Raw genomic sequence first — 22,672 nt, 5'->3', positions numbered from 1 at the left:
CCGATCACCAGCGGTAGCTCAAGCTAGTGATCACGGCGCGTGCTTCGCCGCGATAGCAATAACCGTCCTGGCAATTGATGTAGCGCTTGTCGGTCAGGTTGCGTGCATTCAGCGCCAGGCGTACACCGTCCAAACCGCTGCCGAAATCGTAATGCACACCGGCGTCCATCAGGGTGTAACCCTCGTTCTTCACTGTATTGGCCCCATCTCCATAAGTACTGCCGGTGTAGCGCAATCCGCCGGATACACCCAATCCCATGGGCAGACGGTAATCCAGCCATAGAGAGGCCAGATGACGTGGGATGTTTTTTGGCGCCTTGCCTTCGTAGTCGCTGTCCTTGGTGACTTCGGCATCGTTCAAACTGTAGCTGGCGACCAGCCGCGTGCGCTCGCTCAAATCGGACACCGCCTCCAGCTCCAGACCACGGGAAACCTGCTCGCCACTCTGTACGCTGAAGCCAAGATTGCTTCGATCACGGGTTTGCACGTTGGTTTGCGTCAGGTGATACAGCGACGCGGTCAGCAGCGTTTTACTGCCCGGTGGCTGGTACTTCAAACCCAACTCGTACTGCTCACCCTCTGTGGGTTTGAAAGGTTTGCCTGCGGCATCGCTACCGCTCGCTGGCAGGAACGAGGTCGCGTAGCTGGCATAAGGCGCCAGTCCATTGTCGAACAGGTATAGAGCGCCAATCTGGCCGGTGGTGGCCGAATCGCTGTCCTTGGTGTTACTGGCGTTGCCGTTAAGGTTGTCGTCATAACGCACATGAACCCAATCGCGGCGCAGCCCCGCAGACAAGCGCCAGCGGTCGAGTTCGATCTGATCCTGCAGGTAGACGCCGCTGCGGTGTTCCAGCCCGTCCCGATCCATTGCCGTGGTGCCGGGGCGGTCGACCGGCTGATGATAGTCCGGAGTATAGAGATCTATGGACGGCCCAGGACCCGTGGCATACAGCAGAGCCGTGTCGGTCCATGCGTAATCCAGCCCTGTGACCAGGGTGTGCCGCAGGTCACCGGTGTCGAAGCGGCTCACCAGCCGCGTGTCGGTGGTCAACGATTCCAGATCCTCGTAGAGGCCTACCGCATAACGCTCGAGGGTACGGCCATTGGTGAGCGTGGCGGGCTGCAGATACTGGTTGGTTGTGTCCACCTGACCATAACGCAGGTTTTGTTGCAGGCTGAAAGTGTCGCTGAAGGTGTGTTCGAACTCGTAGCCGAACGTCCATTGGCGCTGATCCAGTTTGTCGAAGTACTCGTCGCCCTGCCAGAAATCGGTGAGGCGCTGGCCATCGTGATACAGCATCGGCGATGCGGCCGTCTCGCGTTCCTGATACTGCGCCAGTAGCGTTAAGCGAGTATCGGGGTCGATCTGCCAGCTCAGCGAAGGCGCCAACAGGCGAGAGTCGTTGTTCATCTGCTCGATGGAGTACTCCGCATCGCGGAACAAGCCGACGGCACGAAACAGCACATCACCATCTTCATCCAGCTGCCCGCCCAGGTCGAACTGCGCCTGCTGGTGATCGTAGTTGCCAGCCTGCAACTGCACTTCGTTCTTCGCCAACAGGCTCGGGCGCTTGCTTACTCGGTTGACCATGCCACCGGGACTTATCTGCCCGTATAGCACCGAAGCCGGTCCCTTTAGCACCTCGATACGCTCCAGGTTGTAGGCCTCGGTGGAGTACAAGGCCAGCATACCGCTATATGGCTGGCGCAGACCGTCAAGGAAGTCAGCAGACATAGTGGTATCGAAACCCCGAACCTGGATCATGTCGAAACGCGGATCCAACCCCGAACTGCCAACGCGCACACCCGCGCTGTAGGCGACAGCCTCCTCGACCTTGTTCACCTTGCGATCGGCGATCTGCTCGGCAGTTACCACGCTGACGCTCTGCGCGGTTTCCAGAATCGGTCTGTCGCTTTTGCTGGCACTGCTGGCGTTGCCGGCGAAATAGCCGGGTGCTGGCGCGAAAGCACTCTGTACCGCTGTTGCTTTGATGGTGGTGGGTTCCAACTGAAAGCGGGAACCAGCCTTGGCGGGCATCACCACGTAACCGGACGGTGTGCTGTGGGCGACCAGACCAGTGTCGCGCAACAGCGCGGCCAGTCCTTCTTCGAGCGAACCCCCACCCGCCAGCCCCGGGCTGTTCATGCCGCGTACCACCTCCGGGGAATACGACAGAGTGATGCCAGCACCTTCGGCGAAACTGTTCAGCGCCTGCTCGAGCGGCCCTGCCGGGATGTTCGGCGCGGCAATTGTGGAAGTCGGCGAGGCAGCCTGAACCGCCAGGCTGACGGTGCCACCGATCAAGGCCAGCGCCAGGCAGATGGCGCCTGGCAGGGTGCGGAGATGAAAATGAGCGGGCAACGAATTGACAGAATGCATGACGGTATCCATTAGGGAGTGACTATCCCTAACCGGATGAGTCAGAAAAGTCCGACAGATTTTTTCATACAATCCTAGGATCGTATGGCGAGAACAACCTACGCCACCGGCATGATACGCACCCACCAACGCGTGCGTTCAACGACTCTCACCGGCAGCAGATGAGTAATGTTGCGCAGTATTTGCGTGGGTTCAGCCAAGCGAAAAACCCCGGAAAGGCGCAGATCGGCCACTGCTGTGTCGCAACCCAGCCAGCCCTGACGGTAGCGCCCGGCTTCGGCCAGGAAATCGGCCAGGCGGATGTCATTGACCACCAACAGGCCGCGGGTCCAGGCGAAGGCATCGATTGGCCCTTTGCCAAGCGTTGTCATAGCCTCCGCTGATACGCCAAGCCCCTCCCCGGCCTGCAGCCAGCGCTGTCCGGCCTCGGCGTTAACCATCACCTCGCCACGTTCGACACGGATCTCGCTGTAGTCGTCACGCTCGCGCAACAGGACCCGCGCCTGCTGTCCTGAACACTCGGCGAAACGACAACGTACGCGCCATTTGGCACCCTCCACCAGCACCTCACCGGCATGCAACACTAGCTCGCCCCCATGCACATCCAGTGCGCTGTTGGTGTTGAGCAACACTTGGATATCATCGCCAAGATTCACTCGACGGCGCTCGCCAGTGGCTGTGGCAAAGGCGGCATGCCACGTAGGCGGCGCCTGCATGGTCAGTAGCGCTGCGCTTCCAGCAGCCAGACCGAAGCCGAGCAATTTGAGCGTACGCCGGCGGCTCAGATCAGCTTCAGCGCGTTGCAACAGGGGGATAGTTTGCGCTGCACCTGGCAACCGGCTGGTCTGGAACAACCCGCTCATCTGCTGCAGGCGTTGCCAGGCCAGTTGATGACGTTCATCGTCGCGCAGCCAGACCTGAAATTGCTGATGCTGCTCGGGAGTCCCGGTACCGTCACGCAGGCGCATCTGCCATTCGATAGCGGTGTGCACGATGGACTCCGGCAGGCGCTCTACTGTCGCGCTCACTGTGGCGCCTCGAAACAAACGCGGTAGCAATGAAGCAGCGCGCGCGCCACATGCCGCTCGACAGTACGAGTGGAAACGCCCAATTTCCGGGCCACCTGGGCATGGTTCAAACCGCCAAGCTGATACAACAGAAAGGCTTCTCGCACGGCCGGTTTGAGGCCGTCGAGCAACTGCGCGATGCGCTCCAGGCACTGCAGAGCCTCATGGCGGACCTCGGGTGAGGGATGGCTGAGTTCAGGCTGCTGTGCCAGGGCTTCGAGATAGGCACGCTCCAGTGCATCACGCCGCCAGTAATCAATCACCAGGCCACGGGCAATGCGTGCCAACAAGGCACGCGGCGCCCGCTCATTAACTGGCTGATCGCGTACCAGCAAACGCATAAAGGTGTCTTGGGCTAGATCCGCGGCTTGATGCGAGCAGCCGACCGACCGCCGCAACCAGTTCTGTAACCAGCCATGGTGCGTGCCATACAACACCTCAAGGGGAATGAACGAATCCGATTCAGGTAACGACATGGCACGCTCCAAGCCAGAATGCGCGGAAAAATACCATGCATTGACATGGTGACCGCCCGCATTCTAAACGAGAATAATTACCATTACAATATTCGGAAACGTACCTGTGAGGAAGCGTCCGCATCAGAAACGCTGGATCAATCCCACCTCAGCTGCAGGTCTCTGGACAAAAACTGACGGCTGGTGTGGTGAATGGCACTTGGGCACCTCAACCGGTAGGAGCGCCAATTTAATGCTGGGGGAGACAAAAAAGGGGCGAAATAGAACGAGAATAAAAACGTCGGGCATAAAAAAATCCAACTGCATTTAAGCAGTTGGATTTTTTAGATTTTTGGTCGGGACGGAGTGATTCGAACACTCGACCCCTTGCACCCCATATAGGTAAATGCTTGTCTCCTGGGGTCTACCGTTGCTCGTCAATTTTAGTCATTTACATTATTAACAGTAGCTTACGTAAGATTGATGTCTATAGACGTCTATGGCGTTCCGCCTTAAGCTACGCTCAAACGGTCACCAAACGGTCACGGCAGATTCTAAACGGTCACCAGCGAGGGAATGATGGGCGAAATAACTGACAGACAAATGAACGTGAAACCTTCCGATAAGGATATCTGGATAAATGAGTCCGCCCCGAAAGGGCATGGCCGTTTCATTGCTCGGATAATGCCATCCGGTGACCGGCTGTTCTATTTCCGCTACACCACCTCCGAAGGCAAGCGCATACGGTTACCTATAGGCGCCTATGATCGGGATGGGACCTCAGGTATCACGCTAAAGGTCGCTCGCCAACGTGCAAGGGAGTTAGCCACTCTATATCTGGCTGGCACAACCGATTTACGCGAACATCTTGAAGCCGAAGAAGCCGCTCGAATAGCCGGGCGTGAAGCCGAAATGGCACGGTTGGCTGCAAATAAAGCCAAATCGGTAGCTGAAGCCCACTACCAGGCTGCACGGAAGTCAGTGAACGACCTGTTTGAGCACTGGGCAAAAATAGATTTGATTAATAGAAAGGACGGTGGAGCAGAAGTCCGCCGCATGTTCAAGAAGGATGTATTACCGACGCTTGGGAAGCTAGCGGTAGCAGATGTCAAAAAGGGCCATATTGTTGAGGTAACCGATGCCCTTCTTGCCAGAGGTGTCAACAGAATGGCAAAGCAGATTTTTTCGCTGATCCGCCAGATGTTTCGCTTCGCGGTCGATAGAGACCTTATTGAACACGACCCAAGCGCCAGTATTCGCAAAGCTAAGATAGGCGGCAAGGATACGGAGCGAGATCGAGTGCTTAGCGAAGACGAAATCACGTACTTAGTCAAAATGATTCCAGATGCAGGCCTTCTGGTCACAACGCAAGCAGCTGTCTGGATTGCGCTATCTACATGCTGCCGCATTGGCGAACTACTTGGTGCTCATTGGGAACATCTAGATTTGGACAAGGGTATCTGGCTAATACCGGCCGAAAACAGCAAGAACGGAAAACCCCTTACGGTCTATTTATCACCCTTTGCAGCTCGGCAATTCCAGCGACTGCGGGAAGTAAATGGCGGTACCCAATGGTGCTACCCAAACCGGCACAAGAGCGGGACCGTATCATCCAAAACTGTTACCAAGCAGCTTGGCGACCGACAAAGAAAGTCAGATCAAACGATCATTACAAATCGGAGTTCAAAGTCCTCAGCCCTGCTCTTACCTGGAGGCAAATGGACTCCTCACGACCTTCGGCGCACAGGCGCAACGATAATGACAGCCTTAGGTGTCTTACCTGAGGTTGCCGACCGGTGCCTCAACCACACCGAAGAGAATAAGCTCAAGCGCATCTACCAACACCACACCTACGCGAAGGAAATGGCCGCCGCATGGAGCCTGCTCGGGGAAAGACTGGAGCTTTTATCCAGACCTGATATTGATAATGTGGTGATGATCAACCGAGGTAATTGATCTCGATATATCGGCTTTGCACGCTCGGCAGTCGTATTGCTGAGTCTGTTACCGCTCGGCAAATGGGTCTCCCAACCGTCCGGGCTCAGGCTCACCTGCACCCCACCCGCCACAACTCAGCCCATTTGGTCTTATAGCTCGGGCTCTTCAGCTCCCGCTTCATCCCCCACCCCGGCGTCACCGGCACACGCACCCGCCGTAGCGTACCCCTGCACCACCGCCCGTTGATCTCATCCAGCACACTCATCACCTTCTCAGCTGCAGCGGGCTGCACCTCGGCGAACAGGTCATCGGTAAACTCGCCCTGCTGCCGCAGATCCAGCAGCATGATCTCTGCCTTGGCGTAGGCATGGCAGGCCAGGCCAGGCCAGAATATCGCTTCCAGCCCCTGCATGGCAGCACGGACGATCAACCTGGTGTCATCCTGACTTACAAGAGGAATGCTGAGGCAGCCGCCGCGGTTGTTCGTCGTATTGCGGCATCAGGAGGCAAGGCCGTGGCGCTTGAACTGGACGTGGCCGACGTAAGCTGTTTCGACGCGTTTCGAGAATCGGTAAGACTGACCCTGCAGACAACCTGGGGTGTAACTACGTTCGATGGCCTGGTAAACAACGCTGGTCGACTGGTCAGCCACTGTTGCATATTCCGGCCCATCGTGACCGCCCATTCCGTTTGAACGTGACCGCCTGTTCCGGGCTAACGTGACCGCTCATTCCGTTTTATCGTGACCGATTTTGGGTGATATCCCGGAATCACCGGTCACGATGCCGGAATCGTCGGTCACGTTCCCCCGGAATCACTGCCAACACACTGGAATTCTTCAACTTAATCGCGCATACCGCTTCCTTTTTTCACGAGGAAGAGCGGATGCCGGCTGCGAGGATTTCCATGCGACAGATCATCGAGGTCTTGCGCCTCAAATACGAAGCCGGTCTCAGTCACGAGCGCATTGCTCGTGCCTGCGGACTCTCCAAGGGCGTGGTCGGCAAGTACGTCAGCCTGGCCCAGGTTCAGGGCGTTACCTGGCCACTGCCGAAGGACCTGGACAAGGTTCGGCTGTACGCGCTGCTGTTCCCGGCCAAGGCGCCACCGTCACGCTTTGCCGAGCCCGACTACTTCGAGGTTCATCAAGAGCTCAAGACCAAAGGCGTCACTCTGCAACTGCTCTGGGCCGAATACGTAGAACGCCACGGCGACAAGGCGTATCGCTACAGCCAGTACTGCCACCACTACCGGCTCTGGCGTGGCCGGCAGCGCCGCAGCATGCGACAGGTCCACCGGGCTGGCGAGAAGATCTTTATCGATTACTGCGGCCCTACTGTGCCGGTGGTGGACCGCTCTACCGGTGAGGTGCGCAAGGCCCAGGTCTTTGTGGCAGTGCTGGGCGCGTCCAGTTACACCTTCGCCGAGGCTACCTGGAGCCAGAGCCTTCCAGACTGGATCGCCTCCCACCAAAGGATGTTCAGGTTCTTTGGCGGGGTACCGGAACTGCTGGTTCCGGATAACCTCAAGGCGGCGGTGACCAAGGCGGACCGCTACAGTCCGACGATCAACGAGACCTATGCTGAGCTGGCCTGCCATTACCAGACGGCGGTATTGCCAGCACGGCCCTACAAGCCCAAGGATAAGGCGAAGGCCGAGACGTCGGTGCTGTTGGTCGAGCGCTGGATCCTGGCCCGTTTACGGCATCAGATGTTCTTCTCCCTGGCCGAACTCAATGCCGCCATTGCAGCGTTGCTACCAGCCCTGAACCAGCGCCTGTTCCAGGGTCGAACCGAGAGCCGTCAGAGCCTGTTCGACGCACTTGATCGACCGGCACTGCGGCCTCTGCCAGTAGCGCCCTATACCTACGCCGAATGGCGCAAGGCCAGGCCAGGCATCGACTACCACATCGAGGTCGACAAACGCCTGTACAGCGTACCTCACGCCTTGGTGGGGCTGGTTCTGGACGTACGGTTAACGGATACCGCCCTGGAGGTCATGCACAAGGGCCAGCGGGTGGCATTACATCCCCGCCACGGGAAGAGCCGCTTCGTAACCCTGACCGAACACATGCCCAAGGCGCATCAGGCCCACAAGGACTGGTCGCCGCAGCGCTTCCTCAACTGGGCCAAGGACATCGGCCCCGGCACGCTGGAGGTGGTGCAGAGCCAGCTCAAGGACCGCCCTCATCCAGAGCATGGCTACCGCGCTTGTTTGGGATTGCTGAGTCTCAGTCGGCGCTACAGCCGTGAACGCCTTGAACAAGCCTGTGCCCGGGCGCTGTCGATCAACTCGGCCAGCTACCAGAGCATCACCTCGATCCTGAAACAGGGGCTGGACCAGTTCCCGCTGCCTCTGGCCGACGATGAGCGTGACCTGACCGACCTGCCGGCGCACACCAACGTTCGCGGCCCGCATTACTACCACTGATCCCGGAGAGACCTATGCTGACTCACAACACACTCAACACCCTGCGCCACCTCAAGCTAACGGGCATGTGCGACGCCTTGGAACAGCAGCGGGCGCAGCCCGCAACCCATGACCTGGCGTTCGAGGAGCGCCTGGCCCTGCTGGTAGACCGGGAAGTGCTGCACCGGGAGAACCGTCGGCTGGACCGGCTACTGAAGGCTGCTCGCTTGCGCGTGCAGGCCTGCATCGAAGACATCGACTATCGCCACCCGCGAGGGCTGGAACGTTCCCGTATGGCAGGCCTGGCCAGCTGTGACTGGATCGGTCAATCGCTGAATCTGTGTATCACCGGTCCCACCGGCTGTGGCAAGACATGGCTGGCTTGCGCCCTGGGCAACCAGGCCTGCCGCCAAGGGCTATCCGTCCGCTACTTGCGGGTGCCACGGCTGTTCGAGCAAGTGCGGATCGCCCACGGCGATGGCAGCTACGCCCGCCTGATGACGCAGCTGTTGAAAACCGATCTGCTGATTCTAGATGACTGGGGCATGCAGAAGGTCAATGCCCAGCAACGACAGGATCTGATGGAGGTGATCGAGGACCGTCATGGACGTGGTTCAACGCTCATTGCCAGTCAGCTACCCACCGAACACTGGCACGAGTACATCGGCTCCGCCACGCTCGCCGACGCCATCCTGGACCGGCTCCTGCACGGCGCCCACCGGCTCAATCTGAAGGGGGAATCACTGAGAAAGGCTAACGCTCAAAACGCGGTATCGATTGACCCATCGTGACCGCTCAGAGTACAAAACCCGTTCCAGCGTGAAGGCCGTGTGCAAATCGGTCACGATCACCGGAATGACCGGTCACGTTCGCCGGAATACGCAACTGTATGCGCTCCAATGCCAGCACCACGCTCAACGAGCATGGGTTTGAGCCAGAGCTGATTGAAGTAGCTCTGGCACGTGGATAAAGATAAGGTACGAAGCGCTTACAACCGTGCCGACTATATTGAGCGACGCCGGTCGATGATGGAGTGGTGAAGTCAACACATTGACTAGGCAGCTAACGCCAGCCTATCCGTGACTGCCAGCAACGAGGGTATTCAAAGAAGGTTGTGGCTATCAGGTGATAGAAACTACTTCATGTGACGTGAAGGCGTCATGGATAAGTAGGCAGCGGATCCGCCGGAAGTGGTGGCCTATCGACCGAATCAGGTTTGGGTCGCAGACATTACCAGACGGAGCGCAATTCATTGATTTACTAAGATGCGATGCGTCAGGCGTTTTATAATGAAATAGGCGTCAGCCTAGTTCAGGATTAGAGAGCAAAACCTACCGTCTGGACTGATTGAGCTTCTCGGCGGCCTTTGCTGCTGATGCTGACTGCTTTCCAGCGCAGTTTTGGTTGAAGGCGCTGGTCATGTTATTAAGCCGTTCAATTTTGGCGTTATAGGCATCCACTGACGCTTGGCTGTATTCATCAATAGTCGTGCGTTTGATGTCTTGCTCAAGCCAATTGGATTCATTGTAATCGCTGACGCACTGTTCCATGGCCAAATCGGAGATAACAGGCACGTGACGCGTGGTGCTATCAGATGGCGGAATCACATAGGTTTGAGCCAACGCTTGTGAGGCTACGGCGCCAGCAAAAAAGAGGATCATTAAGCCTCGCACCGAATTTACCTTGATTGATTTATTCATTCCCAATGGCTCCTGTACTCAATTGCCTGGCGATGCAGAGATTTTATTTACTTTCCAATACCTTATGGCGGGTTCCGATAGTATCTGGCTTAGCCTAGGTCACTAATGTTGTAAGGTTCAATACCTTTTAATCTTGATGAACGGTCAAGCTTGAAACCCGCATTGTAGCCCCTGAAAGTTGATGCTGGGTCAACCTTCTCCAAGCATTCAAAATCAATTTGGGACCATTTTTCCCGGCCAATAACTACAGATATCAAGTACTCATTGTATTCGTTGCCCGTCGCTAGATCAGTACGTTGAATGTAGCCAGAGACTAAGACCTTCTGAATACCTGGCAGCACCGTAAAAACCTCACCTGCAACTCTGAACAAACTCCCAAAAGCTAATGCGATAAAATCCTTGCGGCACTGGGCATCTGAGCGCCTTTTTATCGCTAGTTTGCCTGTAGCACGCACCTCAGCAGAGGTTCTGGGCGTCTCATCTTCATCAGGAAGGTCCACATCCACGGCGATCCCCGTGTTGTCGTGGCTGAATATGTACGTAACCTGGGTTTCCTTTGGCCATTTCATTCTGCTCAGAACGAAATCTAGTGCATTTTCCATTTGGGCGCTAAAACCTTTCGAAGCAAGACGGAACACTTTTTCCACTTCAGCTTTCTTAGTATTGTGTGTTTCTCGCTCAGCTCGCCAGGCTGACACATCAATCTGATACTTGGCGACCGCTGCAGCATGGGCCTGCTCGATCTTATCTGACCGGAGCAGCAGTTTATCCATCAGCGAAATAGATTCCCTAATCGGCGATCGTGGCGGAGCTTTATCAAAAGCTGGCAGGCCAAGCGGTGAAGAAGTTGGCGATGGGGTGCTGAGGTGAATATCTACACAAGCTTCGAGATCGCTATTGATTTTCTCAGCCGCCCTGATGAGTAGCTCTCCAATCTCGGTCGCGCGCTCTGCTTTGACCCTCTTCGCCGCCGAAGCCGGCAGGTCATTACCTGAACCGTCGGTGAATCGAAGAACTCCACCCGAGTCCACATCGATATTCACCACGCCTGAATAGCCGCCGCCACCTCGAACCAAAATACCGGTTAACTGATTATCAAGCTTCTCCCTATAGGAGAGTCCAGTCCCAGGCACACCCATATTCAGATAGGTGCCTCGCCTTCCGGCGGTCACGCTTAAGCCTCTTGGCCCAAATGACGTACTTACCCCACTCTTACTGATGTTGAGACGAATCCCAGGTGCGATCGTGATTCGCTTTTGAAATCGAAATCCCATAAGACTTCCTGTCCATATATTCATAGGCCAATGTGCGCGCCGAGTCAGACGCGCTATAAAGCGACAGTTACCTTGGCCGCTTCGTACAAGATCGTTGAAGCCAAATACGCGCTCACCTGATTGAAATTACAAACTCAGGGTTTGAGGTATCTTCCGAAGTCAGTAAATTGCTTATCTCTGCAGATCCAGCCGGAGAGAAAAACGAACCCTGTAGTGACGGCTACCATCCCCGCTCTAGCCTCCCTCGCCTCTCGCCGGCACCTCGCCTCGTAAGCGCGCTGGCTTTCTCCTTTCTTCCGACCATTACTACACATCCCTGCCAGCAGCACAGCCATGATGATGTAGTAAACCCCTATGACCGCCATCTTGGTGACCAGGGCAAGAACAAAACGTCCTGACATTCCATTCTGCTGGTATGTAGATTTCACTACTTGAACCATTAGTCCAGCGAATACAACAATGCCAGTGATCTTAGCTGGTGCTTCCGGCACTTCAAGCCACGATGCTAGCCAATAAACTAAAAGCCCAATGAGAGGCGCTGCGCTTGTGTATGCTGCATCAGTGTAGTCGCTATAGATGGTCAGGCGCCCGTCATGGTGCAGCCAAATCGACACCAGCACGATCAATAAAAGCGCGACTGCAGTGAGCTTCAAAGCAAGCTTCAACAGCATCGACTGATCGTTTCCATTCGACGTCGCTTCAATCGGCACGTCGAAGTTAGGCACAGGTGAATCAGATCCCCGCATGGGTGGCACATATGCCGCAGTGTGAATAATTGGTTCAGCCGCAAGACTGCCCAATTGGCTCGAATTCGATTCTGGGATTAGGTCTTGAGTTGTTACGTTATGACCGGGCGGATTTACAAGCGGCTGCTCAATTACGGCCGTAGCAGGACTTAGGGAGTGACTGCTGGATTGTGTTGATACCGCTGGAGCCACCCGTTGCTGATCTTCCCCTTGTTGTTGAACGATACCAAGTAAAGCGATATGCCGATCGCTCATTTCTCGCTGTAGACAAATTGCATCCGCCTCGCACGCGTCGCGCGACCTCAACCAATCGCGCTGCTCCTGTCTCAATGCTTCCTGGTCCGATGAGTACAAAAGCGACTCTTGGTAAATGCTGGCTAATTGATCGTCGATTAAAGACAAGCTCTCCACCGTACAAATTGTTCTCTCCGCAAAATTGGATGCTTTCCCGCAATCGAAACTCGCCCCTTGGGCGGCTTGCAAACCACACAGTACCATTAGACCTACTATAAGATTCATTCTCATCTTTATTCTTCTTTAACCCCGTCCACAGTCCCGTTGGTCTGCGGATGGCTGGGCCCTTTAGTAGTGTTTGGTTAGCGAATCGAGCAGCTTGTCATCGCACATCGGTCCCGAAAGGCACACAACACGATCAACATTGCTCATATAGACGAGCCTTGCGCAAAGATAAGCTATGGCGGCAATCATGGTTTTTTTCCACTGGTACATTCCTTTGTCCATAAAAAACCCCTGCCAAGGGACAGGGGTCTCATGCTGCTATAGATCAGCCGATGGCTACGCCATGGGCTTCAGCCAGCGGCTTCAAACCACCCGTAAAGCCCTGGCCGATTGCCTTGAACTTGAACTCATCGCCGTGGCGATACAGTTCGCCGAACACCATTGCGGTTTCGGTGCTCGCGTCTTCCGAAAGATCGTAGCGAGCGATTTCTTTACCGTCAGCCTTGTTGACCACACGAATAAACGCGTTTGAAACTTGGCCAAAGCTCTGCTTGCGGGATTCAGCTTCATGAATTGTTACCGCGAACACGAGCTTTTTCACGTCGGCAGCCAGCCCGGTCAGCTTTATCGCAGCTTGTTCGTCATCACCTTCGCCAGCACCGGAGCGATTGTCGCCCAAATGTTCGATAGTGCCGTCTTGCGACATTTTGTTGTTGTAAAAGATGAATGAAGAATCGTTCAATACCTTGCCGTTCTCGCCGCAAACGAAAATTGAAGCATCGAGGTCGAATTCAGCACCGTCGGTCACTCTTGGATCCCAGCCCAATCCAACAAGTACTTCGGACAAGCCCGGGGCTTCTTTGGATAAAGAAACGTTGCCGCCTTTGCTTAGACTTACAGCCATTGCGATATTCCTTGTCGTGGTGATGCGTCAGATGTTGATTCCAAACTGATTAGCCATCGCTTTCAGGCCGCCAGCGTAACCTTGACCAACCGCCCGGAACTTCCATTCACCGTTATTACGGTAAAGCTCGCCGAAGATCATTGCAGTCTCGACACTGGCATCTTCAGCCAGGTCATAGCGCACGACTTCGGACCCGGATACTTCGTTAACAATACGAATGTACGCGTTGGCAACTTGGCCAAAATTCTGGTTACGCGCTTGGCCTTCATGGATGGTAACTGTGAAAGCTATTTTGTCGATATCAGCCGGCACGCGGGACAGGTCGACCTTCAGAATTTCATCGTCGCCATCGCCTTCGCCCGTACGATTGTCACCAGTATGTTCTACGGAGCCATCCGGACTCTTCAGTTGGTTGTAAAAAATGAAATCGGTTTCGCCACGAACCTTGCCACTAGCAGTTATAAGGAAGGCACTGGCATCAAGATCGAACTCAGCGCCATCAGTCGCGCGAGGGTCCCAGCCCAGACCAATCAGAGTCTTAGTCATCCCTGGGTCTGTTTTCGAGAGGGACAGGTTTCCGCCTTTTTGCAATGAGAGAGCCATTTGACAAATCCTTTTATGGTTAAACGTTTTCGTTGGGATTACTTACGTTCGAGTCGTCTTCTTTTTCGGGAAAGATGACGCTAGCTACGATACCGATCATCAGTACAAACAGCACTATAATCAGGCTGGTATTGGGGTCGATATCGTATCCATGGTGGAACAGATGGTTGGTTGCGTTCAAAGCCAGCTTACCAGCGATGAAGAACAACAGAGCTACAACAGCCTTTTCCAAGTGCACCAAGTACCGCTTCAATGCTTCAAGGACGAAATACATCGTCCGTAGACCAAGAATTGCAAATATCATAGCCGAATAGACAATCAGTGGCTCACGACTCACCGCAATAACTGCAGGTACCGAGTCGAATGCAAACAGAACGTCAGAGATCTCGACGACAAATACGCATAAAAATAGCGGCGTGGCAAACACGGTACCCTTGGTCGCCAGGGACATGCCCTTATTCTCTGGCTTCTTAAGCTCGTCCTCTAAAACCTCACGACGGACGAAGAAGTTATGGCCATACAGCTTTGGCCAAACGGGAAACAGCTTTTTCCCGAAACGATAAGCAATGTGCTTGGAATAGTCTTCCTCTTCAGTATCGTTACCACCACTTTTCAGCATCATCACTGCCGTCCAGGCAACGATCAGTGCGAACACGATTTCTACCCACGGTCCGAAAGCCAACAGACCGGTGCCGATCGCGACGAATATCATACGGAAAACGATCGCTCCGATGATGCCCCAATAAAGGACACGATGTCGAAGGGCGTCTGGTATTTTGAACCAAGCAAAGATAGCCATAAAGACGAAGAGGTTGTCGACGCTTAGTACTTTCTCAAGAGCGTAACCCGTGATGAAAAGACTAGCGACCTCAGGGCCATGATCGAAGTACAGGAAGCCCGCAAATGCGAGCGAGATAACTACCCAGAAGATCGACCAGAGCGAAGCGTTGAGCAACGTTACTGGCTTGTCGTTTTTGTGGGTAAACAGGTCGACTGCCAGCGCGAATATCGCAAGGCCAGCGAAAACTGCCATAGTGAGCGGAGGAAAGCCGATTACTGTGTTTTCCAAGGTAATACCCTCAAAGATCAAATTCGCTCGGCTTCAAGCCGAGCTCGTTGCAAATCGTTCGGCAGATAGCTTGCTCGCTTTGATCGAAATCCCCATCTGCACCGCCTATGGCGCAACATACACGCACCAGCAGACGCGCAGCATCTTCTTTCTTACGGAGCTTGCCCACGATACTCAGAGCTTCAGCTCGTCCAATCGCAGGATCGAAATCAAAGTTGCTGCAGACCTCATTGAATGACTGAATCACGTCCTTTGTGTCAAAAACCTTGAGCTCCTTCGAATTCTGGATATAGCCGATCATCTTTTGTTTTTCTTCCGCGCTGATGTTTCCATCAGCAGCGGCCACCAGGGCACAACCGGCGACAACGGCTTCCATAAATTCTCGATTCTTGAATTTAGTCACTTCAGTTGCCAACCGTTCACGTGCTTCTGTAGCGTTTTTCTTTAGCCAGTCGAGCATTGAGCACTCCTTTTGATGAAGGCGAGCCGGTAAGGCACAGCCATTTGTTTACTTGGAACCTACGCGCCAGGACAGTCCCCACTGATAGGCATGGTCGAGCTTTTCCTGATCCCGGTGAAAGTCGACTCTACGGGTGACCTTAACGTCGCCTCCGATATTTTCAAGAAGAGCAATACAACAACATCCAAGCTTTCCGCCCTCCTCGCTAACTCGTACTTCAACCGGGGCTTGGTTTGGTGCGAACAGTGTGACAACGCCGTCGGTTGCCGACCAGTTAGGTGCGCCATCATAGATGAACGCAAAAACCGCAATTCGCTTGATCTCGCTCCAACGGTCACCGTTGATATGCAGCCACTCACCGTCGCTAACCGAGCCCGTGCGGTCGTCGCCCATAAGCTGAATGAACGGTGCCTGGTTGTACGCGCCGAAGCCTTTGCCGAGAGCTTGGACTACACCCTTACGACCATTTTGCAACTCGAACAAGCAACCCAGATCAAGATCGACCGAAGCTTTCTTACCAAAACCCAGAAAGCCACTGGTTTGCTGCTGAGCCCAATTCAGATTGATTCGAATCTGTCCATATTGACCACCAGCCTTCTTCTCGAGACTAATACTGGAGCGTGATTTGTCGAGAGTAATCTTGTTCAAATTCACACGAGACGGGGTCGGGGTCGAAGCTGGTGTGCCAGATGGCGCCGGAGCCGGAGCCGGAGCCGGCTTGGGTTCTGGAGATGGAGATGGAGATGGAGCTGCGGCAACTTCTACACCGAAGTGTTTTGCCAGTGGTTCCAAACCGCCTTCAAAACCCTGTGCCACACAACGAAATTTCCATGCGCCCTGACGGCGATAGAACTCGCCAAGGATCAAGGCTGATTCACGCATGCCTGCTGTCGGGATTGGTGCTTCAATGCCCCCGGTAACGCTCACGGAGAGATGTGAAACTGAGGCGAAACTAATTTTAGTTTCATGGATCGTTGCGGTTAGCGCAACTTTCTCCACCGCAGCTTCAATCCGTGAAAGGTCCAGTGTAAAAACCGCTCGACCGGCGCTTGCCTCAGTCATCTGCACCAGCCCGTTGCTAATGGTTTTCTGGCCGTAAAAACACATATCTTCGTCGCTACGAACCTTGCTGTCGCTGCCAAGAAGGAATGCGGACACGTCGATATCCGCACCCACGTCCGGTGAGTAGCTGACGGTCACCGATATAGATGCGGTAGATAGAGGGGCGTTTGCCCCTGGAGTCAAAGTGGTCATCAGACGATAACTCCAGCAGCCTCGGTAGCGAGATCACGAGCGGTACGCCCGTTTGCTTCTCGGCCCACCGCAGTCATGTCCCAGCCCCCAGTAGTACGCGTGAGGTAAGCCATTATCATCCCTGTGTGGCTACCTTTCTCGGACAACGTTAGGCGAGCGAGCTCTTCATCCCCTTCCTCGTTAACGATGCGGCAATATGCATTTTCAACTTCGTTAAACGTCTGGCCTCGGAATGAGTTGACGGTGAACACCAGGTACTTTACCGCAGTAGGCAACTTCAGCAGGTCGACAAAGATGGTTTCATCATCACCGTCACCTTCTCCGGTCAGATTGTCTCCAGAATGCTTGATCGATCCATCTTTCGATTTGAGCTGGGAGAACATTACAACATCGATCGCTGCTTTGTTTTCATCCATCATGATGCAGGAAGCGTCGAGGTCGATAGAGTCGCTACTACCGCCGCCGCCCAGCATGCGGCTTAGGAAGCCACCGGAAGACTTCGCTTTCTGAACGGGGTCCCAGCCCACTCCCATGCGAACTTTCTTCAGTCCATTGCCGGCCGTTTTCTCAAGTGAAATCGTTTGGTTTTTAGCCAGTGAAAGCGCCATGTTACACTCCTTGTCGGTAAATTTTTTTTCGTTTATTGCACGAGGCCCACCTAACGGCAGTTGTCTCTGTACTTCCCATCAGCGTCACCAGACAGCGGCGCAGTCGAACCTTGCTTTGGCTGTCCATTGCCGAAGCCATTGTATGATTGGCTTCGAACAGGGCGGCCGAAATACCTATTGAACTGCTTCAGCTAAGCGCAAGCTGGCCTCGGTTATCTCTTGGCGGACACCGTGCCATTTTGCTCGCTCCAGAATGTTTTGCGCCCATTTGTAATGTGTAGCAGGTTCGCACATTGCGCCGTTGAACTGAAACACCGCAGGCGCAGATTCGTCGACGATGCTTCGCGCGCTATTGAGATCGTCTACGCTCACCCGCAATGCTCTATGGATTATAGGGATCTGTGAAGGGTGAATGGCAGTTTTACCAACGAGGCCGTGCGCGATATCAAGCTCCAGCTCCTCCTCTAATAGAGCAGGACTGGAAAGCTGCTCGAAGACAGGTGCCGTCAGAGAGAATCCTGCCGCACCCATTACACCGGCGAGCATCGGAATAACATAGCTCATCGGGCTTTTGTATAGGGTCATCGATGGACTGCGGCGCAAGCCTAAGCAGCCCATCAGGTCGTTTCCACCAATACGGAGCGCGATAATGCGTTGATCGAACTCCCCCTTCAGTGCTTGGGCTAACTCCGCCATCACCGCCGGGTTGAAGACATCAGGTGTTTCCAGGGTTGGCATTAAAGCGATCCCAGGATTAGTCACCGCTGCTTCCCAAGTTGATAGGTTAATTAAAGTCAGCTTAGGAACAACAAAGCCATCCACCAAGCCAATCAGTGGCCAATCATTCAAGATTGCTGCCATTTTTGAATCCCGGGGCCTGACAAATAGCAACGGACCATGTGCAGAACGACCTCCCCGCGCCTGGATATTCACTAGCAATCGATCCAAGTTGTGTAGAGCAACATGCACGTCAGTTGAAGAAACTGCATCTTCCAAACAAACGACAAGCGACCGCAGTTCTGGCAATTTTCCGCCATAAACGACATCCAAGATGTCCAGTCGAGTTGCAGGCATATACAAAGTAGCCCCAAGCGCATACGGCGAGAGCAAATTCATTTAGCTGACACTCCTTATCACCGTCACAGCTCGGTAAGGCCCTAAAGAAGCCCCGCCCTCTTCCACTTGAACGCCTGCTTGCTCTGCCAGGTGCATCAAAAGCTGAACATCATTATCGCTCTTGTCCCTGACTAAAACATGTTCCGGGACCCGCCGCAGCACTGCGCGGGTCGCTTCCGCGATACCTGGTTTCAAATGATTTAGATCAGAGATGCTCAATTTCTTTGCAATTTGGTGGATCACCCCAAAAGCAGCCTCTTGCAATACCCCGCGTTGCGACTCGGACCACGGCGTTGCCGCCTCGATGCCGCAGACATTAATTCGCAGGTTGTTTATCTTGTCAACGAAAGCCCGGGTTACGTCGTGCTCACGCAAGTGCTCGTAAACAATGCAACCGTGCAACCCACCGTTAGTCGGCCAAATCGAGCGAGATACAAGGCCCGAAACGGTTGCTCCAAGAATACCTGAAGGAATGACCCAGTCGTCCGCGGAGGCTGATAGCCATGCCTTACCGCACGGATCTGCTAGTACCACAAGCCGCGGCTGCTCAGGGAAACGGGCATCGCCTTGAAGACTGCGCTTGACCTCACCGGATATCGCCCCTTTTCCGGTCCAGCCATCAACGAAAACGATGTTCTCGGCGCCATGCGCTTCTATCACGGCCTCCAAGGCAATCTTATCAATCCCACGATCCCGGATTATGCTGATACCGTAATGATGCGCTTCGCGACCTAAATCCGCGAGCGCCCGCCGCAGGAGGACACCAAGCGGTATTCCGGCACGAACGAATGAGACAAGCGCTACTGAAGGACCGTTGTATTCACGATCCAGCGCAAGGGCCAAGGCTTGAACGTCTGTCGCCATGCGCCTGCTATTTTGCAGCATAGCACTCGCGTACAGCTGCTTGTGTACGTCGCTGGGAGCTTTCTCTTGGCTGATCATCTCAGAATAGTGACGCCGTCGACTTTGAATCAGTCGCTCCTTTTCCATCACATCTGTCGGCTCAATGTCGACTTTGCGTAGTAGGAAATGAACATCCGTTGCGTCGTAACTTCCGCTCCCGACGGTCTCCATCATGGCAAAGGAGCTATGCAAGAGCGACACCTTTGACAACCTTCGTCAGCTGACTGTTACCAGGCGCGCCCCAGAAATGGCAGTCACTCATGAAGCCGAGATCTGAAATGCTGTCCCCGAAGCCAAGGACCGGCCGCTCGCCATTCACAGCACGGTCGCGGCGCAACCACTCCTGAACTGCCAAGCGCTTCTCAAGACCCAGGGGTATAAAAGCAAGATTGTTGCTGTTGCGATGTACATACATACCTTCAAGTAAAGCTCGTGCCTGAACAGCCTCGAGAATTTGAATAAGCACATCGTCGTCATTACCGTTGTGTTTGGTCACAACATAATTTTGCAATCCCGCCTCCTCAACAACCCAACCTCGCAGCGAAATACCGAGTTCATTACCAATCGCAAGCGTCGCCTCGCTGAGATCGACTAGCCGAGTTTGGAAATCATCCAAAGATGTCGTCATCAAGGCATGCCAGTCGGCATCAGGCGATCCATCCGGGGCAAGAAGCACACCACCATGGGCACAGATGGCGCCATGCGTAAATTGCAGCTGCACCCGACTATAGGCCTCAACACTGCGTGCCGTCACCGGCACCACATCAGCAGTTGCTAGCAGCCATTCGACAAATGCTTTCTGAACAGGCGACATATAACCGTTGGCTTTGCCCTCCATGTCTACGGTTGCAACATGACGTGGCGCTCCGTCGATCATTTTACGGGCTGTCTGAAAAAGCGTGTCATCGAGATCTACGAAGGCAAGGGGACGATTAGGAGGCATCAACAATCACCTCGGCATTGAGAGCTTGGATCAAAGTTTTATCCACTGCATCACTAGGGGTCTCGCTACAGATCAGGACGCGATCAAACTGACCTGGAGCCACGTTGTAAAGAAAATTCGGTATCGCCAAGCCGTAGCTATCAGAGAATGAAAGGGCATGTTTTATCGCATGCCCTAAAGCAATCGGCGATCGGGTGGTGGAGCTAAAATGCACGTCAGCGCCAGCGCGTTCAAGGCGTTCCGCAAGCAGAAATGGACGCCAGACGAACTCGCTGTTCCCAACTACCAAGACGCGCTCACCAGGGCTCACCACTAGGTCCAGACCCAGCGTGTCTTTGTCACCACGGACGCCAAGTCGTCCCCAGTCCCGTTCTGCGTGAATCGGCCATTCACCAGCTGCCACAGTGCCAACTTTTGGCATCTCTGGTAGCTTGGCATCGTGGTTTGTATGAAATGCGTACGAGCCTTCAAGTAGTGAAACTTGTACCGCGGTAGCACCCATACTTTTGATAACCGCACCCGAAGACCAATCGGTAAGGGTCGCGGTAACAACACGTTCTATTTGTGTCAGGCCAGCATCAACCAACGATTTATGCAAGTTGACAAACGTTCTGCCCGTCGAGGCTTCGTCATCCACCATTACCAAAGATCTGGCATTTAGCATCATTTCACGAGCATTTAAATCTACTGGGAGGTGAACGAGGTGCGCACTGGCATGGCTGTGCTCTTCCTCAAACCGAGCGAAGATTTCGGTGCCGACGGGGTGGCGCGTGCTCACAATGTAAACGGAGTCTGTACGAGTTCGACTCAACGCCCGGTGTACACCAGCGCCAAGCCCGACTGCGGTCTCAGCCATGCCCATCACGAGAACCGGCCCCGGCAAGTCTTCGGGGATTTGCGCGGCGAGTTTGTCAAAATTTTCTGAAATAACGGAGGGCCGTGCTGGGATGTGGCGCCCAAGGACTTTTGAGACAAAAAGAAACGCACGCTTTGGATTGCAACGCTCTGCGAAACCAAATAAGGAATTGGGATCGACGTCTGTTTGCTCAATTCTAACTTCGAGTCGGCCGCGCGTGAGTTCTGCTTGCAGCGTCTGAACGTCTGCCGTAGTACCGTTATTCATAGCACTCTTCCCTGTTTGTTGAGGCAGGGGGCCTTAACAGCCTGCCGATACTTTTTTAAGTCAAAGAGCTGCCTTAAAAAGCACTTGCCTCAATGCGCCATAACGACGCTTGCGCATCCCTGGCTATTTCCGTAGTGGACCTCTGCGTACTGGCTACCTTCCGCAATGCCCCCGTGCCTGATGCGTCTAGAAATGCCAACACCAGTGCTGCCTTTACAGCAAAATTCATGCTCTGCGCGTCAGCCATGGAAGATTTGACCAGACCTACTACTAATCCCGAACTGTCGAACAACGGGCTACCGCTTGAGCCAGGCTGGATCGCTGCCGTAAACTGGAGGAGACTGGAGTCGTCACGAATACCAAAGAGTGCCGAAACACCCCCCTTCGTGACGTGTAGTCCTCGGCCAGCCAGCCCGGACAAAGGGTAACCCAGCGCAACGACCGTCTCGCCCAGTTCGCACCCTTTTCCTTCTCGGAACGTAACTGGAAACAGTGGCTTTGCGCCATCGACTCGTAACAAAGCGATGTCGTTCCGCTCATCCACAACCACCGGCTCCGCCCGGTATCGACCCTCGAAAGAAGCGATCGATATGGCACTCATCCTATCGATAACGTGGGCGCAAGTCATAATGTGCACTGGGCTGACGGCAAAACCTGTTCCGGTAGCCGTCTCAGATTTCGTAGCTTCTGTCCGCTGTGTCCCGTCATTAGGATGACTATCATCTATATCACAACCCAATCGACGACCAAGGGCGGACAATCCATACGCCGAGCCTTCTGCTAAAGCCCTGAATTTCCATTCCGAATTTCGAATATAGAGCTCACCCAGGACAATGGCTGACTCACCAAAGCCAGATAGACTGTGTTTGTGCTCAATACGCTCGTTAACGATCAAGTGCACCGAGCCAAGCTCGCTAACTGGCCCGGCCGCCGCGTAAACGTAAGCTACAATCAGTACTTTCTCACAGCCCTGAGGGAGACTATCGAGAGAAATTCTACAGAAAGCCTTTTCAGGGCCACCGCTCCATTCCATCCATGGTTGTGGTGACTGAAACAGTACTGGATTACCGCATGGGTTTCGCTTGCCGTCAAGAAGCAAAAGCGCAAGACCAGCGTAATCGCCTAAAAGCGCTCCGCGGTCACTCTCCATACTCCAACTGCAGTTACTACCACCGATACTGACGTTTGCCCCAGGCGAGAGAAAAATCATCCGTGTCATCTCCACATTTTAAATCACGATAACAGTTCGGCAAGCTTTAGA

Annotated in this window: 21 protein-coding genes and 2 pseudogenes; 5 read left to right on the top strand and 18 right to left on the bottom strand. The window is 54.3% G+C overall.

Annotated elements, in window-relative coordinates; all coding sequences use genetic code 11:
- Positions 1 to 4 precede the first annotated feature (4 nt).
- From EAO82_RS12065 to EAO82_RS12055, 3 genes are all read right to left on the bottom strand, one after another.
- A complete protein-coding gene (locus EAO82_RS12065; protein WP_231703199.1) occupies positions 5 to 2,380 on the bottom strand; it encodes a TonB-dependent siderophore receptor in 2,376 nt (791 codons plus the stop codon).
- Between the two features lie 98 nt (positions 2,381 to 2,478).
- Positions 2,479 to 3,408, bottom strand: a complete 930-nt coding sequence (locus EAO82_RS12060; RefSeq protein WP_096344864.1) for a DUF4880 domain-containing protein — start codon at positions 3,406 to 3,408, stop codon at positions 2,479 to 2,481.
- Entirely contained in the window at positions 3,405 to 3,923 is a 519-nt protein-coding gene (locus EAO82_RS12055) for a sigma-70 family RNA polymerase sigma factor (protein WP_096344863.1), read from the bottom strand. The genes EAO82_RS12060 and EAO82_RS12055 overlap by 4 nt, the downstream gene beginning before the upstream one ends.
- Positions 3,924 to 4,481: 558 nt before the next feature.
- Here EAO82_RS12055 and EAO82_RS12050 point away from each other — a divergent pair.
- The gene (locus EAO82_RS12050) at positions 4,482 to 5,858 is read left to right on the top strand and encodes a tyrosine-type recombinase/integrase (RefSeq protein WP_096344917.1); all 1,377 of its coding nucleotides are present in this window, start codon (positions 4,482 to 4,484) and stop codon (positions 5,856 to 5,858) included.
- A 91-nt stretch (positions 5,859 to 5,949) separates the two neighbouring features.
- Here the strand turns inward: EAO82_RS12050 and EAO82_RS12045 are convergent, their stop codons facing one another.
- Entirely contained in the window at positions 5,950 to 6,270 is a 321-nt protein-coding gene (locus tag EAO82_RS12045; protein ID WP_231703198.1) for a DUF4113 domain-containing protein, read from the bottom strand.
- A gap of 3 nt (positions 6,271 to 6,273) precedes the next feature.
- Between EAO82_RS12045 and EAO82_RS20995 the strand changes: the two are divergent.
- From EAO82_RS20995 to EAO82_RS12030, 4 genes and pseudogenes are all read left to right on the top strand, one after another.
- Positions 6,274 to 6,477, top strand: a pseudogene (locus EAO82_RS20995) (3-oxoacyl-ACP reductase); the annotation flags it as partial.
- A gap of 248 nt (positions 6,478 to 6,725) precedes the next feature.
- Positions 6,726 to 8,270 carry an IS21 family transposase gene (gene istA / locus EAO82_RS12040; protein ID WP_174958648.1) on the top strand — a complete coding sequence of 515 codons (1,545 nt, stop codon included), beginning with the start codon at positions 6,726 to 6,728 and terminating at the stop codon, positions 8,268 to 8,270.
- Between the two features lie 14 nt (positions 8,271 to 8,284).
- The gene (istB, locus tag EAO82_RS12035; RefSeq protein ID WP_153274255.1) at positions 8,285 to 9,040 is read left to right on the top strand and encodes an IS21-like element helper ATPase IstB; all 756 of its coding nucleotides are present in this window, start codon (positions 8,285 to 8,287) and stop codon (positions 9,038 to 9,040) included.
- A gap of 98 nt (positions 9,041 to 9,138) precedes the next feature.
- Positions 9,139 to 9,286: pseudogene (locus EAO82_RS12030) on the top strand (integrase); the annotation flags it as partial.
- Positions 9,287 to 9,580: 294 nt separating this feature from the next.
- Here the strand turns inward: EAO82_RS12030 and EAO82_RS12025 are convergent.
- The 14 genes from EAO82_RS12025 to EAO82_RS11960 form a co-directional block, all read right to left on the bottom strand.
- Positions 9,581 to 9,949 (bottom strand): hypothetical protein, encoded by a 369-nt coding sequence (locus EAO82_RS12025; RefSeq protein ID WP_096346759.1) that lies wholly within the window; start codon positions 9,947 to 9,949, stop codon positions 9,581 to 9,583.
- Positions 9,950 to 10,038: 89 nt separating this feature from the next.
- On the bottom strand, positions 10,039 to 11,223 hold the full coding sequence (locus EAO82_RS12020) for a DUF4236 domain-containing protein (RefSeq protein WP_096346760.1): 1,185 nt from the start codon (positions 11,221 to 11,223) through the stop codon (positions 10,039 to 10,041).
- Positions 11,224 to 11,357: 134 nt separating this feature from the next.
- Positions 11,358 to 12,467: a lysozyme inhibitor LprI family protein gene (locus EAO82_RS12015; RefSeq protein ID WP_321540970.1), complete on the bottom strand. Its 1,110-nt coding sequence runs from the start codon at positions 12,465 to 12,467 to the stop codon at positions 11,358 to 11,360.
- Positions 12,468 to 12,753: 286 nt separating this feature from the next.
- Positions 12,754 to 13,332, bottom strand: coding sequence for a TerD family protein (locus tag EAO82_RS12010; protein WP_096346762.1), 579 nt, complete (start codon positions 13,330 to 13,332; stop codon positions 12,754 to 12,756).
- A gap of 27 nt (positions 13,333 to 13,359) precedes the next feature.
- Positions 13,360 to 13,935 carry a TerD family protein gene (locus tag EAO82_RS12005; protein ID WP_096346763.1) on the bottom strand — a complete coding sequence of 192 codons (576 nt, stop codon included), beginning with the start codon at positions 13,933 to 13,935 and terminating at the stop codon, positions 13,360 to 13,362.
- Between the two features lie 19 nt (positions 13,936 to 13,954).
- Entirely contained in the window at positions 13,955 to 15,004 is a 1,050-nt protein-coding gene (locus EAO82_RS12000; protein ID WP_096346782.1) for a TerC/Alx family metal homeostasis membrane protein, read from the bottom strand.
- 10 nt (positions 15,005 to 15,014) lie between these two features.
- Positions 15,015 to 15,464, bottom strand: a complete 450-nt coding sequence (locus EAO82_RS11995) for a tellurite resistance TerB family protein (RefSeq protein WP_096346764.1) — start codon at positions 15,462 to 15,464, stop codon at positions 15,015 to 15,017.
- 48 nt (positions 15,465 to 15,512) lie between these two features.
- Positions 15,513 to 16,718 (bottom strand): TerD family protein, encoded by a 1,206-nt coding sequence (locus tag EAO82_RS11990; protein WP_096346765.1) that lies wholly within the window; start codon positions 16,716 to 16,718, stop codon positions 15,513 to 15,515.
- Positions 16,718 to 17,326: a TerD family protein gene (locus EAO82_RS11985; protein WP_096346766.1), complete on the bottom strand. Its 609-nt coding sequence runs from the start codon at positions 17,324 to 17,326 to the stop codon at positions 16,718 to 16,720. Before EAO82_RS11985 ends, EAO82_RS11990 begins: the two co-directional genes overlap by 1 nt.
- Positions 17,327 to 17,500: 174 nt before the next feature.
- The gene (locus tag EAO82_RS11980) at positions 17,501 to 18,442 is read right to left on the bottom strand and encodes an HpcH/HpaI aldolase/citrate lyase family protein (RefSeq protein ID WP_096346767.1); all 942 of its coding nucleotides are present in this window, start codon (positions 18,440 to 18,442) and stop codon (positions 17,501 to 17,503) included.
- The gene (locus EAO82_RS11975; protein WP_174959119.1) at positions 18,443 to 19,519 is read right to left on the bottom strand and encodes a cysteine protease StiP domain-containing protein; all 1,077 of its coding nucleotides are present in this window, start codon (positions 19,517 to 19,519) and stop codon (positions 18,443 to 18,445) included. It abuts the gene before it with no gap.
- A 10-nt stretch (positions 19,520 to 19,529) separates the two neighbouring features.
- Complete coding sequence (locus EAO82_RS11970; protein WP_096346769.1) at positions 19,530 to 20,288, bottom strand: trehalose phosphatase; 759 nt, start codon at positions 20,286 to 20,288, stop codon at positions 19,530 to 19,532.
- Positions 20,278 to 21,411 carry a phosphoribosyltransferase domain-containing protein gene (locus EAO82_RS11965; RefSeq protein ID WP_096346770.1) on the bottom strand — a complete coding sequence of 378 codons (1,134 nt, stop codon included), beginning with the start codon at positions 21,409 to 21,411 and terminating at the stop codon, positions 20,278 to 20,280. Before EAO82_RS11965 ends, EAO82_RS11970 begins: the two co-directional genes overlap by 11 nt.
- A gap of 73 nt (positions 21,412 to 21,484) precedes the next feature.
- Positions 21,485 to 22,621 (bottom strand): trypsin-like peptidase domain-containing protein, encoded by a 1,137-nt coding sequence (locus tag EAO82_RS11960; RefSeq protein WP_096346771.1) that lies wholly within the window; start codon positions 22,619 to 22,621, stop codon positions 21,485 to 21,487.
- Positions 22,622 to 22,672: the final 51 nt, after the last annotated feature.

The organism is Halopseudomonas pelagia, assembly GCF_009497895.1.
In the GTDB taxonomy this organism is placed as follows: Bacteria; Pseudomonadota; Gammaproteobacteria; order Pseudomonadales; family Pseudomonadaceae; genus Halopseudomonas; species Halopseudomonas pelagia_A.
This window is presented reverse-complemented; position numbering and strand designations above follow the sequence as displayed.

Excerpts from the sequence above, each read along its gene's own strand:
- EAO82_RS11990 (WP_096346765.1), bottom strand. The coding sequence starts at position 16,718 with ATGACCACTTTGACTCCAGGGGCAAACGCCCCTCTATCTACCGCATCT.
- EAO82_RS12015 (WP_321540970.1), bottom strand. The coding sequence starts at position 12,467 with ATGGTACTGTGTGGTTTGCAAGCCGCCCAAGGGGCGAGTTTCGATTGC.
- EAO82_RS12050 (WP_096344917.1), top strand. The coding sequence starts at position 4,482 with ATGGGCGAAATAACTGACAGACAAATGAACGTGAAACCTTCCGATAAG.
- EAO82_RS12005 (WP_096346763.1), bottom strand. The coding sequence starts at position 13,935 with ATGGCTCTCTCATTGCAAAAAGGCGGAAACCTGTCCCTCTCGAAAACA.
- EAO82_RS11970 (WP_096346769.1), bottom strand. The coding sequence starts at position 20,288 with ATGCCTCCTAATCGTCCCCTTGCCTTCGTAGATCTCGATGACACGCTT.
- EAO82_RS12025 (WP_096346759.1), bottom strand. The coding sequence starts at position 9,949 with ATGAATAAATCAATCAAGGTAAATTCGGTGCGAGGCTTAATGATCCTC.
- EAO82_RS11995 (WP_096346764.1), bottom strand. The coding sequence starts at position 15,464 with ATGCTCGACTGGCTAAAGAAAAACGCTACAGAAGCACGTGAACGGTTG.
- istB (WP_153274255.1), top strand. The coding sequence starts at position 8,285 with ATGCTGACTCACAACACACTCAACACCCTGCGCCACCTCAAGCTAACG.
- istA (WP_174958648.1), top strand. The coding sequence starts at position 6,726 with ATGCCGGCTGCGAGGATTTCCATGCGACAGATCATCGAGGTCTTGCGC.
- EAO82_RS12020 (WP_096346760.1), bottom strand. The coding sequence starts at position 11,223 with ATGGGATTTCGATTTCAAAAGCGAATCACGATCGCACCTGGGATTCGT.
- EAO82_RS11985 (WP_096346766.1), bottom strand. The coding sequence starts at position 17,326 with ATGGCGCTTTCACTGGCTAAAAACCAAACGATTTCACTTGAGAAAACG.
- EAO82_RS12055 (WP_096344863.1), bottom strand. The coding sequence starts at position 3,923 with ATGTCGTTACCTGAATCGGATTCGTTCATTCCCCTTGAGGTGTTGTAT.
- EAO82_RS11965 (WP_096346770.1), bottom strand. The coding sequence starts at position 21,411 with ATGAATAACGGTACTACGGCAGACGTTCAGACGCTGCAAGCAGAACTC.
- EAO82_RS11980 (WP_096346767.1), bottom strand. The coding sequence starts at position 18,442 with ATGAATTTGCTCTCGCCGTATGCGCTTGGGGCTACTTTGTATATGCCT.
- EAO82_RS11960 (WP_096346771.1), bottom strand. The coding sequence starts at position 22,621 with ATGATTTTTCTCTCGCCTGGGGCAAACGTCAGTATCGGTGGTAGTAAC.
- EAO82_RS12065 (WP_231703199.1), bottom strand. The coding sequence starts at position 2,380 with ATGCATTCTGTCAATTCGTTGCCCGCTCATTTTCATCTCCGCACCCTG.
- EAO82_RS12010 (WP_096346762.1), bottom strand. The coding sequence starts at position 13,332 with ATGGCTGTAAGTCTAAGCAAAGGCGGCAACGTTTCTTTATCCAAAGAA.
- EAO82_RS11975 (WP_174959119.1), bottom strand. The coding sequence starts at position 19,519 with ATGATGGAGACCGTCGGGAGCGGAAGTTACGACGCAACGGATGTTCAT.